Below are 16,741 nucleotides of genomic sequence, written 5' to 3'. Positions count from 1 at the left end.
AGTGGCTGGTTTTGATCTGCCCATTAATGGCTGGTTTTGATCTGCCCGGTGACATCCGCACGATGTCGCCGAGCACCGGACAGAGAAGATTCGAAGGAAAATTGAGCTCATTCCAAAAGACGGAGGAAGCCGCGCGGATCTACCCCGGCGTTTACAGCTTAAGTGCCATAAAAAATGCGACGGTTTCAAGGACATTTACGGTCGAATGGCTTGGGACACTGTCGCCCCAACAATTACCGGAGGTTGCTTTAATCCCTCAAAAGGCCGTTTTCTCCATCCCGTCGAGGACCGATGCATCACCATGCGGGAAGCGGCGCTTCTTCAATCCTTCCCCTCTCGTTATCGATTTCCGGACGTGTCGAGCAAACAAGCGCTGGCCCTTATGATCGGCAACGCCTTGCCTCCGAAAATGATTTGCCGGTTCGCGGAATCACTCCGTCGGAGCTTGAAGCCAGACCAGCGAGCAACAGTTTAGGGGGCAGACCAGAATGGCGCTTAGATAAGGCCTAAAACTTTCAACTGACAGGTGACACCAGCCTTCATCCTTGCCAAGGGCCAGCAGCATTGTGGTGTCCATACTGCCTCCTTATTCGTGGTCGCTTAACCAGTCCGGCCCTGCAGGCTTATATGTGGATGAGGAAACAAGTTTTATATCCTGACAGACCATTGTTCCCTCATGCTTAATCTCTAGCAAACACTCCTTGGCATCGAAGAAACGGGTGCAGCGTTTCGATAGCTCATCGACGACAGAGTGATTTACGTAAGTGTGTCCAGCAGGCGCGGCACTTAATCTGCATGCGTAAACGACTGCCGGACCAAGGATAGTTAGTTCGGAGGTGACCTTTAACAATCGAATGTTCCCATAATCGATCCCAATCCCAAGTCCGTCATCTACAAACACTGCATCAAACTCGGCCCGGCTCTTCAGCAGAAGTTTCTTTGTTGCCAGATGACATTTTTCGGCAGCTACCAAGGCGCGATAGCCAGCATCTATCCCACTTAACTCAGCTGAAAAATATGCCAACAGCCCATCACCCGTAAACTTATCAATTACTCCAAATTGCTCGGTAATTGCGTCGGAAAGGTCTTCGCAAAGCGCATTTAAGAACGCTGCATAGAGTTGAGGTTGCTTCGCCCGTTGCATGAGGCCCGTAGACCGCCGAAGATCAATTGATAAAACGAATGCATTGCGATCCGATCCCTCTTTGAAGAGATTCCCGACGCTGTCGTCACAGACGAGCCTTTCGTATGCTAGGTTGCAGATTCGCTTCCTCAAAAACCCGAATCTTCGCTCTTGCCCCTTCCTAACTTCTTCCTTGCGTGTATTCTCAACATCTTCACAAATGCCTTCAAAAAAACAAATCTTCTGAGTCTGCGGATCACGGATGGGCCAAGCTTTCTCTTTGATAAGGCGAGACTGGCCGTCGCGCGCTCGGATTTCGTATGTCACAATTGCAGGTTTGTGGTGCTGAAGAGGCTCCATCTTCGCGATAAAATCACTCCTTTTGAACTCTCCGACATAGAGCGCACTCACATCATCCATATCAAGTAGCTGTTGCTTGTCCTCAGGCGTATAACCCAACATATGCAAAAGGGCCGTATTTACGAGGACAAACTTGCCTTCTTTGGTGCTCCGAAACACCCCTTGCGACGTGTTTTGTAAAACACTCTGATAAGTCTCCTCCGTTACCCTCAGATAGGCGAGGTACTTGAGAACCATTTTATCAAGATGAATAAGGGCTTCTTTACGTTTTTTGACATTCCAAAAAATGCCTTGGACACCCGCATCGTGGCCCATAACATCCAAAACGGGGAACTTAATGACATGAACGTACTGAGGTTCGAGATCGTTCAGGCGCTGATTTGCCTCAATGCTTTCGAAAACGCAGCCGTTTTTGCGAACATCGTCGTCGTCAGCCGTAAAATTACCAGGCATGGGCTGCTTAAAAAATGTGGCGTCATTTGCCTTGAAAGAAGGATATCCATTCAGCGCGGTTGATGAGGACACTCCAACATAATCCCAGAAGGCTCTATTACCAAAAGTGAAATCGCCAGCGCAATTCTTCCGGAAAAGGTAAACAAAACCAGGTAGGGTATGCGTATAAGAGAGGAATGCGGGATCAGGCTCGGTACAACCCAGGTCAAGCTGCATGCGCGCGCTTACGTCCGCTATCGTGACAATCATTCGAGCTCCTTTCGATTCGTTGGTTTTGCAGTTGCTCCTCATGATGACCGTGTCGCGAACCTCACACGGCAGGTAAGAGTTGGCATCTTTCTGACGAAATGTTCGCCAAAAGAGGCTTGGGACATCTTTACCGGCCAACCGCTGCGTTATATCATCCTTAAACTTGGACTTGTCTCGTTCTCTGACGAATTCGGAAAGGTGCATATGCAACATCTCCTTTTCCTCAAAACCAAGCCAAGTCAACGCAGTTGCATTTACCATCTCTATGGTACCATCCGGACCTAGAACAAAACAGCCAATAGGAAGATTTTTTGTTACGTTCTTAAACCACTTATGGGATTTATGCATCTGATTGCTGTTCATTGTGGACCTTTCATTACACTGATAGAAATTGCTTTTGGGGCACATTTGATGCTTTCACTTGTCGCGTTGCGGTAAAAGATCATTGCTTTTGCCTCGTCTTAAGATTTTGCATGTCTTGTGCTCATTGGGCAGAGTCTAGCCTAAGCGCTAATGCGAAGCAAGCGCAATAATCAGGGATGTTGTGTAGTTCAACAGCCAACCGGTTTTTTCAACCTTGCGCAAACTCGTCGCCCATGGCTGCGTAGTGATGGTGAAGGCCTGCAAAAACAACGCCAAACGCAACGACCGGGCTGAGAAAATCTATCGGCGGCTAAAAGGAATTCCCGTGTTGGACGTTACGGAGATTCATGGTGTGCGAATCCGGTATTGTTTCGCCTTTTCGGTGGGAAAAGTAATCACATTGCCATCGAGCCGGAAGTTCACCTTTTCCGGCTGCCCACCGGTACTGGCCCAAACCTCACAGGCCTTACCGGGCCAGGGATTCGCGATTCGGCATAACCGGCCCGCCTCACTTTTGATGGTGACATCTTTAACCTGTCCCGCGTGGTATTCGCTGGAGACCAGAAATGCACCAAAGGCCCGGAGATCTTGGAAGCTGGCATCCCTGTTCTTGACCCAAACTGGGAACACCCGGATCACCCGGTCGTGACTCTGTAATAGCATGGAATTAATCGCCTCGATCGCCCCAACCGATTCCAGCCCATGCACCGGTGGCACGATGGTCAGATTGGCGCGAAGCTGCACATGGTCGCCCCGGTCGTCATAAGGCTGGCGCCCCGCCAGCAGCAGGCTCAAGTTCGCAAGAACTTTTTCCGCCGGGTAACCTGACCGCACCGCCTGCGTGTAGATTTTTGGAAAACAGTTGGCCTGAAACCACGAGGCTTTCTTGTCCTCCGGGTTTAAGGCCGCCACGGTATTCCGGGCGATCTGCAACCATTCGGGGTCCGAATTCAAACCTAGCGCCTCCCCCGGAAATACATGGCTGAGGACATCGCTATTGTCCCCTGGCCCACCCAAGCACATCTTGTTTCGGTTTTCCGCCTCCTTGAAGACTCGCTGGTTGTTAAACATGATGGTGGGAAACCGGCTCAAGTTAGTGACATAGCCGCGCCATTTATTCTTTTGGGCCTCGGTAATATGCACTCGCTCATTTCCGGATTGCTTCCCTTCCAGGATATCGCTGGCATTCAGGAGAAAACTGAACACCCCATTCACATACGCCAGATCATTAACGGCATTGGTGTCCCTCCCGCCTTCGCGCGCGCCGCTGTTGCAAATGGTCCAGCGGGTATTGGCCGCATCCCATACCAGGTTAGCCTTTGATGCTGGGGTCAAGCGCGCCCACGGTGCTGGGCGGCGTGGTGTAGGTGCCAGTATGTTTTGCCAAAATCGTTTGCACCTCGCTGGCGGCCCCTTCGGCGCAGGCGTTATCCTGCAAATAGCACGTGCCGCCCATCACGAACGCGAGCGATAATAACCACCTTGAAAAACTTTTCATGGGTTCTTTCATTTTCTCTTTTCCTCCAATTCCAGCCGGAGATAGTCGTAAAGCACCCCGTCGGTCCAGGTGCGGACATGTTTGGTCAGCGCGATGACATTCTCGCCCGGCTTGAGCAGCGAAGCGTCGAATTTCAGATGGCGCTCCGTTAACGGGGCGCTGCGGATGCCATCGCGATGCATCACGCCGGATTCGGGCAATTCGCCGGTGCTGCCAATCGCCTGCCCGTTCACAGTGGCATCCACCGGGCCGCCGCGCGTCCCGCAAATGGCCAGGCGCAAGGTTGCCGTGCCTTTGGGGACCTGCCCCAGATTGAACCGGATGCGCCAAGTGGTGTTTTTCCAGCGATTCTTTCCGTCCGGACGCGGAGGTTGGACGTAATTCCAGTCGCGTCGGTAGTCGCTCTTGCCGATGACAAAGTCCACATCGTTGGGAAACTCATCGGGATAGAGGTTGTAAAGCCCCCACTGCCAGTAGTGATCGCCGTGGCGGAATTCCTCGGCACTGCGATTGGGGATGCCAATCTCCCAAAGCTGCCGGCCGTAGCGCACCGGGGTCCAAGTCAGTTCACCAAGATGCGTCGTCTTCCCCGGTTCCACGTTAACCTCAGCGCGGCTAAAATCGCCCAGCACGCCGTCGGTAAACGCGTAGAGGGTGTAGGCGCCGGGGCGCGCGTTGGCGATGGTGAATTGCCCCGTCGCGTCCGCGCGGGTCCAATACTGGTAGTGTTTGCCGTCCGTCTGCCAGTTGATCGTGGTCTGCTCGCCTTTCCTGACCTCTGCTGAATACGGCGGCGCGGCCAACCCCACCCACGCGCCGGCCGCACTGGCATTCGGGGCTTGTGGGTCCCGGATCGAAAGCCGGCCGCTGGCGCTGCCCCGCTGCTCCGCGTGCTCATAGCCGGAAGCCGTGGCCCACGCATAAGGCCAGGCTTTTTGTTCCTGCGCGGCCCGGGCCAGCGAGTCCTGCCATATAGCTTGCGGGTTCTCACCCCCGTTGCAATAGATGAGGAATGGGCCGACAATCTTCCGCCATGACTCGTTGGTCTTGATCTGTATCCCACGCGCCCCGTAATGCGGGCTGTGCCAGATGAACAGCAGGGTGGGATCAGCCGGCAATGACGCTTTGACGTCAATATGACCACCGTAATCGAGCCCGACCGGCCCGCCGTTCAGGTATTCGAGACTGGGATTGACGATGAAAAGGCCGACATTGCGCTTGGTGCTGCTCCAACCCCAGGCGGGGGTCTGCGAAAAAAGCATCGTATAATCGTATTTATGCTCCACTTCACCCTTGCGAATGCCCGTGTTCAACCGGCGGGCCTCCCAGAGATTGAGCTGCGTGCCTTTGACCCAGTCCTCCGCACTGGCCATCGGGCGTTGTCGGCGGCTATCAATGGATAAAAAGTCAAATACCTCCGGGTTCAGCTTCAGGCATACCGTGCTGACTCCAATGTTGAAGGCCGGATATTGCGGAGCATGGTCGGCCACGGTCCAGCCATAGAGTCCGGAGTCGCCCCGGTGGAGCGTGTAGCGGATTTCAATGTCCAAAGGAACCGCGTTGGTTTGGCCCAGATAGGGAAACCGGAGCGTGATCTCGCCCAGCGCGCCACCGTTTTGCGTTGGGTTCTGGCTGATGCGGAAGACGGAGGGAGTGCTTTTTTTCTCCGTATTCGCCTGGCCAAGGGTGTTGCCGTAGATGTTCCAATAGCCTCCGCCGTGGCTCAGAAACTCCACGTCGCGGTAACGGAGCGAGAGCAGGTTGCCGTTTTCTTTTTTGACCGTGGCCGAGACCACACCGTTCGCCAGAGTGGCCGTGTCCGCATCCTCACTCAAGACGACAGGTGAATTTTGATCCGCCGCCTGAACGCCTGCGACCAGACACAGCCAGCAAAGGAAACCTCCGACCAAAACCGGCTTGGAGGCTATTCCGTTCAGCCTGGCAATGGCATTGAGAACGATGCGTTTCATGGCTGAACCCTACCAGAGTCCAGCCGTTTAGGAAATGGCCATTCTTGACCAAACCATGTCAATGAGTGACTATCGGTAATTCGAACTCGTGCAGACGTTGTCTGTGGTGCAGAACGCATCTATTCAATTTTTCATGAAACAGCCAAGGAAACCCAAGCCTTGCGGACGCCTTGCTTGTGGCCATCGCTTCTCATCATTCGATTGGGATGACGCAAAATGCGGTTGGATAACAATATTTAGTTCTGGTTTTTTCAACCTTGCGCTAGCGCGTCACCCATGGCAGCGTAGTGACGGTGAAGGCATGCAAAAACAACGCCAAACGCAACAACCGGGCCGAGAAAATCTATCGGCGGCTAAAAGGAATCCCCGGGCTGGACGATCACGAGCTATGGCAACACGCGATGCTCTTGGCGATGACGCCCGAGGCGCGTTGCGAGTTCAGCGTGCGAATGGCCCGCTTGGCGCTTTCCTTGAAGCACTCGCTGAAGCCCGCATCCCGGCAATCATGATTGGTTCCATGGCGGCGATTGCCCAAGGCGCGCCGTTGATGACCATTGAAATTGCATCGCTAAGGATTGCAGCGGTCAGTCGTTAGTAAGCGGCTGTTCCGTGGCAGCATCTGGGCAATCAGTAAGAGCAAGGACGCAAGCAGCGGTTCGCCTGTGAACAGGACGATGAGGGCGATGAGCGATAGCCCCGTCCATGCTCCAAGCTGCAGGCGCGGCAGCGGAACCGTTGAAGCGCCACCTCTTTTGGACCAGCGTCGAAGGAGCCAGATGGCGGCCACGACCAAACCCAAACCAATGCACCATTCCAGCATTAAAATGATCAGGGTAAAGTTTGGGGTTGAGCCTCCAGTCCTGATGACGATGTTCTCCCCTGGCAACCGCGTCAGCACATAGAGAATGGCGGCTTCACCAAGGTAAGGGGCATCCGTGGCATTGGAGAGGAGCCGGGGCACCAAAAGGGTGCCATTGGGCAAAGGCCAGGAGGTTGCCAGTAATTCCGTGGTCAGCGGGTAGGCGTGTTCAAAGTGCCCATTGACGCGGGCTGCTCCCACGCCAAAGGCACAAGCCGCAAAGCCGTACCCTTTCAGCACCGGCCCGGCATCCACATCGAAATACCAATCCCCGCCAGGCATGTCATTTGGGTACTCACGGAAACCGGCCGCAGTCCAGGTTTCCTGCCAGAAATATTTGGAATACAAGTCGTACCATCGAACCGAGGCCTCGGGCCAGATCTGAGGCGAAAACAGGGAAACATACGAGTTACCACAGCCACGGGATGGGCCTATGGGGCACCCCTTTATGGCTTGGGCAGCGTAAGGGACAAGCCCTCGCGGATCCAGCGCTTGATTCTGGAAGCCTCGGATGGCGCGATGGACGAAAGTGGAGTGATCGGTGCCCAAAACCTGGTCTGCCTTGCGAATCATGGCGATAGCTGTCAGCACATCGCCCGGATAACATTCTCCGGGATAATCTTCCAGCAGGCCGTTGGGGCTGGCGTCAATCTCCGCCGAAAGGCTTTCCACCTGATCCTTCAACAGCGGCAGATACTGTTTTTCCCCGGTAAGGCGCGCATGGCTGGTCAGTGCCGAGATGACCAACATCCGGTAAAACGCATTCTGGGTCTTGAGGTAATTCTCGCCCCAGTGCTTTTTGACCCAGTTGGCCTGCCTGGGATCTATTACGAGCCGGGTTGTGATTGCAATGGCTTCCTTGGCGGACACCTTTGGCTCGATGGGCGTCAGCGCATGATTTTTCTCCCAAGCATCCTGAAGCGATTCGGTGGCCCAGAGATAAAAAACTGAACCAAAAAGAGGCCATTCGGTTCCTGAAATGTTGCTGGTGGTCAACTCCGTGGCGCGGGTGGAATCGAGCCGTTCTCGCGCCCACTGTTCATATTTGGGCGTTAGGTCGCGGTGCATCCGCCAAGCCGCCTTTGGAATGCTGGCCGAACGGAGATTGAAATCTTGCAGGTCATGGATGACCGTGGCACCAGGGAGAATAAAAAAGAACAAGGCGACAAACAGCAGGACTGCGGCATTACAGTAGCGGCAGAAGGTAATGAATTTTTCTAACATGTTTCAAATGTTCGACGGCGCAAACGTGCGCAATAGCACCAAAAACTGCTCTTGGTTGAAATTCATGCTAGCGACCGTATTTTTAGGGCACCGAAAAGTCAAGCTGTCTTGGACGACAGTTCTCTTCAAATTTCTATTTTCTCCGGTTTTATTTTTCTCCAGAAAAATTGTTCTGCCGCCTTGATGACCAGTTCAGTAATACGGCTGGTTTCCCTGTCTAATGGGCTCTTCCCTTTGCAGAGGCCTTTACCACCAGTACCCAATCTGCTGCGGTTGGCTTTTCAGGAATCTTCCACCGGCATACTTCACTCTGCGCATCCTTCTCCGGGACAAACGTTCCTAAATCCATGTACACACCTGTTCTGGTATTGAACCATTGGGCGATGTACGAAGTATTGTGCATATTGCGCAGGGTGCCGGTGGCGGTAGTCGCCCAATTATACAGGTAAAGCACGTACACGTCCGAATTAATAGTGGCCAGGGAATACCATGCGGACTTTTCGGCCTCGAACCATTTCTGGTCGTCGAACCGTGGTGTCAGTTTCCACCACTCTATGGCAGCGAAAAAGTTCTTCATGTGGACGCCCAACTCCGTGGCGGACGGGAAATCAACACTGGTGGTCCATCCGGTTTTCTTCTGCTCCACCGTGATGGTTACCGGACCTTTCACCGTGTTATTGTCCATGTCGTACTTGCTGTTGTAATACCAGATGTCAATGGCGCCGTACCCATGACCAAACATGCCGTTCAGATAGGCTGTCCAGCCCTGTTGACGCGCTCCCTCGCCCAGTGTCCAAAGATGATCGTAGCTGCCTTCGTAATTGACAATCGGCTTGCCCTGCCCGTTCTCCCAGAAATCCTTCACCGGCGGCCAATGGATTCCTGAAACATTGGGCGGGGACCACTGAATCCCATACCAGGTGTGCCCCGGCACTTGGCGGAAACTGGAGGTGGAGGCCATCACGCCATAACCGTACTTTGGACGTTCTGCCTTCGGTGGAAATTCTTTGGGTTCTGGTTTGTTGCCTGTGAATTCCATGTGCGCGGTGCCAGGATGCTGGTAGGCATCATATTCATGAACCCATGCCAGCACCTTCTTCCACGGATTGGAGTTCGCATCGAAATAATGCTGGTCACCCCGGTCAAAATAGAAATCGTTGTCCACCTCCTGCCCGCTGGTCCACATCACCGGATACGCGCCGAAACGTGCCACCCAAAGCCGACACAACTGCTTAAGATACTCATCGGTATAGCACGGCTTGATGATTTCCGGTGGGAAGAACAACTCGGCGTTGGCATGCACAAGACCGGCGTCGGCAATGTATTTAAACCGCCGGTCCAGATCTTGCAGGCCAGGCAGATCCGCTTCGCTGAATCCGTTTGAAAAATTATATTTCGCACCCAGCGGTTCCGACTGGTAAACCGTGAAACCCTGCGCGACTCGTTTGTTGACAATCGGTTTAAACATCTCATCAAAGGGTTCCAGTGGCATGCTCCAATGCGTATCGCCCAGGTAAAAAAACGGCGTCCCGTCCGCATACATGAAATGGCGCTTGCCTAGCGCGGTCTTGATGAAGCCGTGCCGGTAAATTTCGAGCGATCCCTGATAGCGATTCGCCCCTACGGTTCCGTGTTTGTCGTGCAGTCCGCCGTCTGAGCTATCCGTGCAGGTTGAAACATAATTCCACACACCGTACTCGGTTGGGGCGAAGCGCACGCGCCACGTTTTGCCGCCGTCCCAGAACCCGGGTACCACGAACTTTTTCCCGGATGGCGACGTGAAAACGACGTTCAACTCTGCGGCATTCAGCGGATTGGTATATGTATTGGCGCTCTCAAACGTGATCTCTGCCGCCCGCCAGGTTTCGGTCAATACATTTACCATTGCCGGCAGTATGATAGGCCCGACGGGGACTGGTTCTCCGGCGTGCAGCGAGGTCAGCAATGCCAGCAGCAGGGTGATGAGGAGTGTGAGTGAGAATTTCATGGTTGAGTTCTTTGAGCTGCGTTCACCGGTTCTCTTCCCTGCACTTTTTTTGGTCGGTCGGTCGGCTGGCGGAGGTGTGCGGAAGGGATAACGGCGACACCGCCGTTGACTCTGGTACCGTTTCTTTTAATTTCACTTTCCATGAACACGCGCCGTATTCCATCGGCTTGATCCAGATTAAACTTTTATGGGTGGAAAACAAGCGGCATGCGGTTTTTTAGCGGCATAAAATCACCCTTGATTCCCCAACTGGGGTAGGCGTAGGCTCGTCCACATGAATGGTGACTCAAAAGCAATGCTCCTTTACCGTATCGCGCCAAGTGAAAGCTTGAACCGTGCCTAAAAGCAAAATCCTTTCGTAATCATGACTTCGACCATTCCGGTCCCGGTGCAACCTGATTTCTGGTGGCAATGGCTTTGCCAGCGGATGACCCATATCCCGGGCGGCACCCGGCTGGCCTTGATGGCAACCCAAGCCCTTTACCGGCATGGCTGGCGGCGGGCGCCAGTGGGCCGTTCCCCGGATGGGTTTTCTTTTTTCGTGCAACCCGGATCGCACGTGGACTGGCCGTTGTTTCTCTACAACACCTACGAAAGGGAGGTCCACGACTGTATTCAAAAAATGCTTCAACCCGAGGCGGTGTTTTGTGACGTGGGCGCAAACGTAGGCTGCTTCACCCTGTTGGCGGCGCCCCTGGTGGGCGAACGGGGACTGGTGCTTGGCTTCGAACCCCAGCCCGATGCTTTCCGACGTTTGCAGGCCAATCTGGGACTGAATCACTTCGACAACGTCCGATTATTTCCATTGGCGTTGGGGGCAAAAGAAGGTGAAATCGGGTTGTACGACGGTGGGGCGAATTGGACCCACTGTGCCTCTGTTTATCCGTCAAAATGGCACGAACACTGCTCTCGTATCCCGGTTCGTATGGCGGCTCTGGACGCTCTTTTGGAGCAGGCGCAGATTCGACGGGTAGACCTCATCAAAATTGATGTTGAAGGTGCCGAACTGGACGTGTTAACCGGCGCGACGCAATGCCTGCGGCGATGCAAGCCAAAGTTAATTATCGAAATCAACCCCACCACCATGACGGCGGGCGGGTGGCGATGGGGTAATTTGCGGGATTTTCTTTCCCCCTTTGGTTATCGGCTTTGCCGATTGCTGGATGGAGGCAGGATCGAGACCCTGGCACCTGATTTGAATATAGAGGTATTTACTCTGGTAGCCGTTTGAACCAACCGGCACAGAGTAATCAATGGGTCATTCAACCCATAACAATGCGCCTACCCACCGCACGCGGCGGAAAGCCTGCCCCATGCCACCAAGCAAACCTCATCGCTTAATCGCAACGCGACAGGTGAAAGCATGGACAATGCCCAAAAGCAATTCCTGCAGTTTTCCGCCCGGCATCAACTTCGTCATTCACTCATTTTCCACTTGAGAACGCCGCCGGAAAATCCCGGTTGGAGCTGAACTTCGAGGCGCAGGCCGGTGGTGGTGACGGGCGTGAAGGTGACGCGGTTGAATTGGTCGCGCTTGACGCCGAAATCGGCCGTGCCGGCGACGGGCTTCCACTGGGCGCCATCTTTGTAGAGCAGCCGCCAGCTCTGAGGAACGCGGCAGCCACCGTGGCCGGTGTCGTCGAACCAGTAAACCTCGGTGGCAGAGAGCTTCGTCGGTTGGTCGAAGTACCGCTCAATCCATTCGGCGGTGCCTTTGTGGTCCCACCAGGTCATGCGCAGGATCTTAAGGTCATCGGATTTGGTCGGCACCTGGCCGTCGAAGCAGGCCGCGACGCTGTCGGATGGATTGCAATGCGATGCTGACCACGGCTCGGGCGGCGCGGGTTTGGTGCGGAACCAGACGCCCATCTCGTTCGGGCCGCGGTTCTCCCAGAGACAGTTGGGAATCAATGTCAGCGCGTCGCCGGTGCCTTGCGGGACGATCTTTATGGTGACGATGCCACCGAACAGGTCCCGCCGTTCCTGGGTCTCGAACCGCACGTCTGCGCCGGGCACTTTGGCGAGCACCTTGCCGCCGTTGTCCGCGCCCTCGGCGCAATAGACCAGCGGCCCGCGCTCGACGGCAAACTTGTCCAGATCCTCCTTCACCAAGGGGTGCGCAACGACCCGGCGCACGGGCATCGGCAGTTCCAACTCAACCGTGTCGCCGGCCTGCCATGTGCGTTTAATCTGCGCGAAACCATGCTTCAGCGCGAGCGCGACTGGCTGGCCGTTGACGGCGAGTTTCACCTCCGGCTTCAGACCGTCGTCGTAGCGGTAGAGGTCGCTGGGCACCGGTTCATTGCGCGCCCAGCCGGGAATGCGGACGTTGAGCGTGAACGCGGCCTTTTTCTCCGGCGTGACACTGAGCGTGACCTTGCCTTCCCACGGGTAGCGCGTCTGCTGGCGCAGTTCGACGGTAGTCTTGCCGATAGTCAGCTTGGCCGTGCTGCCGGCGAAGAGGTTCACGAACGCCTCGTCGTCGCGCGTGGCGTAGAGGTAGCCGGCCAGTTCCGGCAGGAAGCGCACGACGTTGACCGGACAGCAGGCGGTGCCAAACCACGGGCTGCGTTTGTAGCCGTCGCGGCTTTCGAGCGGGTTCGGGTAGAAAAACTCGTTGCCGGTCAGGGCAACGCCGGAGAGGAATCCGTTGTAGATGGTGCGCTCCAGCACGTCGAGATATTTGGCGTCGCCGTGGAGCAGGAACATGCGCTCGTTCCAGAGGGCATTGGCGATGGCGGCGCAGGTTTCGTTGTAGGCGGTCCGGTTTGGCAGCTCGTAGTTCGCGCCGAATGCCTCGCCGTGCCGCGTCGCGCCAATGCCGCCGGTCAGGTAGAGCTTCTTGGAGGCGGTGTTCTCCCAGAGCCGGTCAATCGCCGCAATGAGCTTCTCGTCCCCGGTGAGCGCCGCGACGTCGGCGACGCCGCTGTAGAAGTAACCGGCGCGCACGGCATGGCCGACGGCTTCATCCTGCTCGTAGATGGGTTTGTGGTCCTGCTGGTTGGGGCCGCGCAGCTTGTGGGTGTCGGCCCGGCCCCGCAGTTCGACGTAGAACCGGGCGAGATCGAGATAACGCTGCTGGCCGGTAGCACGGTAGAGTTTGCAGAGGCCGATCTCGATTTCCTCGTGGCCGGGCGGTTCTTTGAGCTGATCTTTACCGGGGCCGAAGACAGTGCAGAGCAGATCGGCGTTCTTGGTGGCCACGTCGAGCAACGTGCGCTTGCCAGTGGCTTGGAAGTGGGCGACGGCACCTTCATAGAGATGGCCTACGTTGTAGAGTTCGTGGCTGCCGACCAGCCGCGACCATCGCGTCGGGCCGGACATGCCGGGCATCTTCTCCGGCGGGAACAGCCGGCGCGCCGTGTAGAGATAGCCGTCCGGTTCCTGCGCGGCGGCGATCTTGGCGATGAGGGCGTCGAGATACTTGTCGAGCTTCGGGTCGGGCGCAAGCGCAAGCGAGTAGGCGGCTCCCTCGATGACCTTGTAAACATCAGAATCATCGTAGGGGATGCCCTTGAACTCGCCCTTCATCAGCCCGGCGGCCTTGGCGAAGTTATCAATGCGCCCGGTGTCCTCGCAGCGCTGGAAATCATACCAGACCGTGACGGCGCGGTTGGTCTCCATGCGCGGTGACCAGAACGAGTCCTGCACCTGCACGGCGGTGAATGGCACAGGTTGGATCGGGTAATCCTTGGGCAGCGGCGCGGCGGTGGCGACCAAGGCGAGGACGAAAAGGTTACAAAGCTGGCAGGTTTTCATAGGTTATAGCTGTCTTTAAGGTTGAGTGAGGTGATTGGGGTTTTCATGATGAGTTATTCCTTAATTTCCCGCGCCCGGTTTGGTGGTGGAGAGCGAGCCGGGATTATCGCGTCCGTTGGCCGCGCCCAGTACGGCACCCGCGGCAAACGAGATGGCGGTGGCGAAGATGAGAATAATGCATGCGTTCATGCGCTGGTGATTTTACCCGGTCAGGAGGAGAATATTCAACGCAAATGATAGGATCAGACGAAATTGAGGAAACCACAAAGCGCGCGAAGCGTGACGAAAACTCATCGGTTTGCAGTTAAGGGGCGTTCAAACCAACCGGATAATGCGCCTTATTATGAATGACCCCGCTGTTTGGTCTGATAGTCAACCATGAAAATGAACGGGCAGAGGCAGGCTACGACAGCCAGGCGCGTTTGCGGTTCAGGGAACCGCCGAGCACCTCGCGGGCAATGGCGGCATCCTCCGCCACTTGAAAGTCGAACATGCCAACGACGCAAAAATCCGCGCCATTTTCAAACGCGTACTTGAAGCCCTCGCGTGGATGGATGGCCCCGGCGGCCAGTACCTTGTAGGCCAACCATGGGCGTTTCACCTGTTGCATGAACTCGACCACGTTGCCGGGCTCCTGGCACCAGTAATTATCAATGCCGTAATTATCAATGACCTCTTTCTTCTGGTCCTCGCGTTGTTTGGACCAGTAATCCGCGCTGTGCAGGGTCTTCATGTAGAAGTCGGCTTGGATGCCGGCCTTTTCCACCGTCATGATGGTGCGGAGTTCATGCCCGGCCACTCCGGAAATCAGCCGTTCCGCCTTGACCATTGCGATAAATTCGCCAATGCGATCGACACTGCCATCGCGCGTCCACGAATCGCCGTAGTTACCCACCAACAGGATTCCCGACGCGCCGTTATCCACCGCTTCCCTGATGGTCGGCAGCATGTCCTCTTTCTTGGGTGCCACTTGGGCCAGGTATTGGATCTTCCCGCCTTGTGCGCAGTATTTCTTGTAAATCTCCACCGCCCGGCGATCGCTGGGATTGAAGATCATGGTGTTGACGCCGTGCTGTTCGCACACTGCCCACGTTTCCATGATTTTCGCTTCCGTGAAATAGGATTTGAGCAGCTTGGACAGGTAAATCAGGTCGCGGCTGTGGGCGTAACCGCTCACCAGATTGCCGCCGCAGATGATGCGACTCATCCGGACTTTGCCGATGGTGCCACAGGGCACCCCGCCATTCACGGGAGCGGTGGTGGCACCGCTTTCCCGCGCCACGAGCGCGTATTCCTCCAAGCTGGTGATCAACGGCGCCGCCAAGGTGGCGGCGAACGACTGCTTCAAAAAACTGCGGCGTCCGGTTTCGTGTTTCATACGTGTGCCTAGTCCGGTCACTATAGGCGATCCCCACTCCCGTAGCTAGTTTTTTTTCGCCTCTCCATACCCCCCCATCCCAGCCTTCTCCTCACAAGGGGGAAACTTCCTTTTGTTTGAACTTCCTTGACTCAAACCGCCGTATTTCTATGATGTGTCCCACATTGGTTGAACTTAACATATAAAAACGAATTATGAGCAAAATTGTTGATATTCTGGCGCGCGAAGTCATTGACTCCCGCGGTAACCCCACGGTTGAAGTGGATGTGATTTTGGATTCCGGTGCGGCTGGCCGCGCGGCGGTGCCCTCCGGCGCAAGCACGGGCGAGCATGAAGCCCTCGAACTGCGTGACGGAGACAAGAAACGGTATTGCGGCAAAGGCGTCACCAAGGCTGTCAAAAACGTGACCGCCAAGATTCTCCCAGTCCTGTGCGGCGTGGACGCCGAAGACCAGCTCACGGTGGACGGCATCATGCTGGCGCTGGACGGCACGGAAACGAAGGCCAAGCTGGGCGCGAATGCCATTCTGGCGGTCTCCCTGGCCAATGCCAAGGCCGCGGCCGCCGATGTCGGCCAGCCCCTGTTCAAGTACCTCGGTGGGCCGAATGCCAAAGTTCTCCCCGTTCCCATGGCCAACGTCATCAACGGCGGCGCGCACTCTGACGCCCCGATTGATTTCCAGGAATTCATGATCGTACCCAAGGGCTTCGACACCTTCTCGGAAGGCCTGCGCGCCATCGCCGAAACCTTCCACGCCCTCAAGAGTGTGCTGAAGAAAAAGGGCATGAGCACCGCCGTCGGCGATGAAGGCGGTTTCGCACCGAAGCTCGAAAGCACCGAGGCGGCCATCGAAGTCATTCTCCAGGCCACCAAGGATGCTGGATACAAGGCTGGCAAAGAAATCTTCCTGGCCCTGGATGTGGCGTCTTCCGAGTTTTACAACAAGGACGGCACCTACACCTTCAAGAAGAGCAGCGGCAAAACCATCTCCGGCGCGGAACTGGTGGACTTCTATGTCGAACTGTGCGGCAAGTACCCGATCATCAGCATCGAAGACGGCTGCGCCGAAGGCGACTGGACGAACTGGAAGCTGCTCACCGACAAGCTCGGCAAGCAGGTGCAACTCGTGGGCGACGATCTGTTCGTCACCAACGTCAAGTTCCTGCGCCGCGGTATTGATACCGGCACGGCCAATTCCATCCTCGTCAAGGTGAACCAGATCGGTTCCCTCACCGAAACCCTCGACGCCGTCGAACTCGCCCAAGACAATGGTTACACCGCCGTGCTGAGCCATCGTTCCGGCGAAACCGAGGACGCCACCATCGCGGACATCGCCGTGGCGACCAACTGCGGACAGATCAAGACCGGCTCCCTGAGCCGCAGCGATCGTCTGGCCAAGTACAATCAACTGCTCCGCATCGAGCAGCTCCTTGGCAAGAACGCCGTGTACGGCGGCAAGATCAAGGCCGCCGCTGCCAAGTAATTGACCCCTTCAAATTCACGAAAAACCCGGGAAC

Annotated in this window: 12 protein-coding genes and 1 pseudogene; 4 read left to right on the top strand and 9 right to left on the bottom strand. The window is 55.8% G+C overall.

The genetic code is table 11. The features are described 5' to 3' along the window. The first annotated feature begins 76 nt into the window (after positions 1–76). Positions 77–475, top strand: a pseudogene (locus tag WCO56_02970) (DNA cytosine methyltransferase). Positions 476–586: 111 nt separating this feature from the next. Here WCO56_02970 and WCO56_02965 read toward each other — a convergent pair. The 4 genes from WCO56_02965 to WCO56_02950 all read right to left on the bottom strand — a co-directional run bounded on the left by WCO56_02965 (position 587) and on the right by WCO56_02950 (position 6,016). Continuing rightward, positions 587–2,548: a PAS domain S-box protein gene (locus tag WCO56_02965; GenBank protein ID MEI7728500.1), complete on the bottom strand. Its 1,962-nt coding sequence runs from the start codon at positions 2,546–2,548 to the stop codon at positions 587–589. 345 nt (positions 2,549–2,893) lie between these two features. Continuing rightward, the gene (locus WCO56_02960; GenBank protein ID MEI7728499.1) at positions 2,894–3,883 is read right to left on the bottom strand and encodes a glycoside hydrolase family 95-like protein; all 990 of its coding nucleotides are present in this window, start codon (positions 3,881–3,883) and stop codon (positions 2,894–2,896) included. Then, positions 3,861–4,046: a hypothetical protein gene (locus WCO56_02955; GenBank protein ID MEI7728498.1), complete on the bottom strand. Its 186-nt coding sequence runs from the start codon at positions 4,044–4,046 to the stop codon at positions 3,861–3,863. Before WCO56_02955 ends, WCO56_02960 begins: the two co-directional genes overlap by 23 nt. An 8-nt stretch (positions 4,047–4,054) precedes the next feature. Further along, complete coding sequence (locus WCO56_02950; GenBank protein MEI7728497.1) at positions 4,055–6,016, bottom strand: polysaccharide lyase family protein; 1,962 nt, start codon at positions 6,014–6,016, stop codon at positions 4,055–4,057. An 88-nt stretch (positions 6,017–6,104) separates the two neighbouring features. On the opposite strand from WCO56_02950, the gene WCO56_02945 reads away from it, so the two are divergent. Then, on the top strand, positions 6,105–6,611 hold the full coding sequence (locus WCO56_02945) for a hypothetical protein (protein MEI7728496.1): 507 nt from the start codon (positions 6,105–6,107) through the stop codon (positions 6,609–6,611). Here WCO56_02945 and WCO56_02940 read toward each other — a convergent pair. Beyond that, positions 6,585–8,099 (bottom strand): hypothetical protein, encoded by a 1,515-nt coding sequence (locus tag WCO56_02940; GenBank protein ID MEI7728495.1) that lies wholly within the window; start codon positions 8,097–8,099, stop codon positions 6,585–6,587. The two genes, WCO56_02945 and WCO56_02940, sit on opposite strands and share 27 nt — an antisense overlap. Positions 8,100–8,316: 217 nt before the next feature. After that, entirely contained in the window at positions 8,317–10,086 is a 1,770-nt protein-coding gene (locus WCO56_02935; GenBank protein MEI7728494.1) for a DUF5060 domain-containing protein, read from the bottom strand. A 559-nt stretch (positions 10,087–10,645) separates the two neighbouring features. Between WCO56_02935 and WCO56_02930 the strand changes: the two genes are divergently transcribed. Further along, on the top strand, positions 10,646–11,317 hold the full coding sequence (locus WCO56_02930) for an FkbM family methyltransferase (GenBank protein MEI7728493.1): 672 nt from the start codon (positions 10,646–10,648) through the stop codon (positions 11,315–11,317). A 185-nt stretch (positions 11,318–11,502) separates the two neighbouring features. Here WCO56_02930 and WCO56_02925 read toward each other — a convergent pair whose 3' ends face one another. The 3 genes from WCO56_02925 to WCO56_02915 all read right to left on the bottom strand — a co-directional run bounded on the left by WCO56_02925 (position 11,503) and on the right by WCO56_02915 (position 15,223). Then, positions 11,503–13,845, bottom strand: coding sequence for a glycoside hydrolase family 127 protein (locus WCO56_02925; protein ID MEI7728492.1), 2,343 nt, complete (start codon positions 13,843–13,845; stop codon positions 11,503–11,505). 60 nt (positions 13,846–13,905) lie between these two features. Further along, on the bottom strand, positions 13,906–14,034 hold the full coding sequence (locus tag WCO56_02920; protein ID MEI7728491.1) for a hypothetical protein: 129 nt from the start codon (positions 14,032–14,034) through the stop codon (positions 13,906–13,908). A 214-nt stretch (positions 14,035–14,248) separates the two neighbouring features. Beyond that, positions 14,249–15,223: a hypothetical protein gene (locus WCO56_02915; GenBank protein ID MEI7728490.1), complete on the bottom strand. Its 975-nt coding sequence runs from the start codon at positions 15,221–15,223 to the stop codon at positions 14,249–14,251. 194 nt (positions 15,224–15,417) lie between these two features. Here WCO56_02915 and eno point away from each other — a divergent pair, with 194 nt between their 5' ends. Next, a complete protein-coding gene (eno, locus tag WCO56_02910; protein ID MEI7728489.1) occupies positions 15,418–16,707 on the top strand; it encodes a phosphopyruvate hydratase in 1,290 nt (429 codons plus the stop codon). Positions 16,708–16,741 lie beyond the last annotated feature (34 nt).

It is taken from the genome of Verrucomicrobiota bacterium, from assembly GCA_037139415.1.
GTDB lineage: Bacteria > Verrucomicrobiota > Verrucomicrobiia > Limisphaerales > Fontisphaeraceae > JBAXGN01.
The sequence above is the reverse complement of the archived record's forward strand: the minus strand, read 5'-3'. Positions and strand labels throughout refer to the sequence as shown.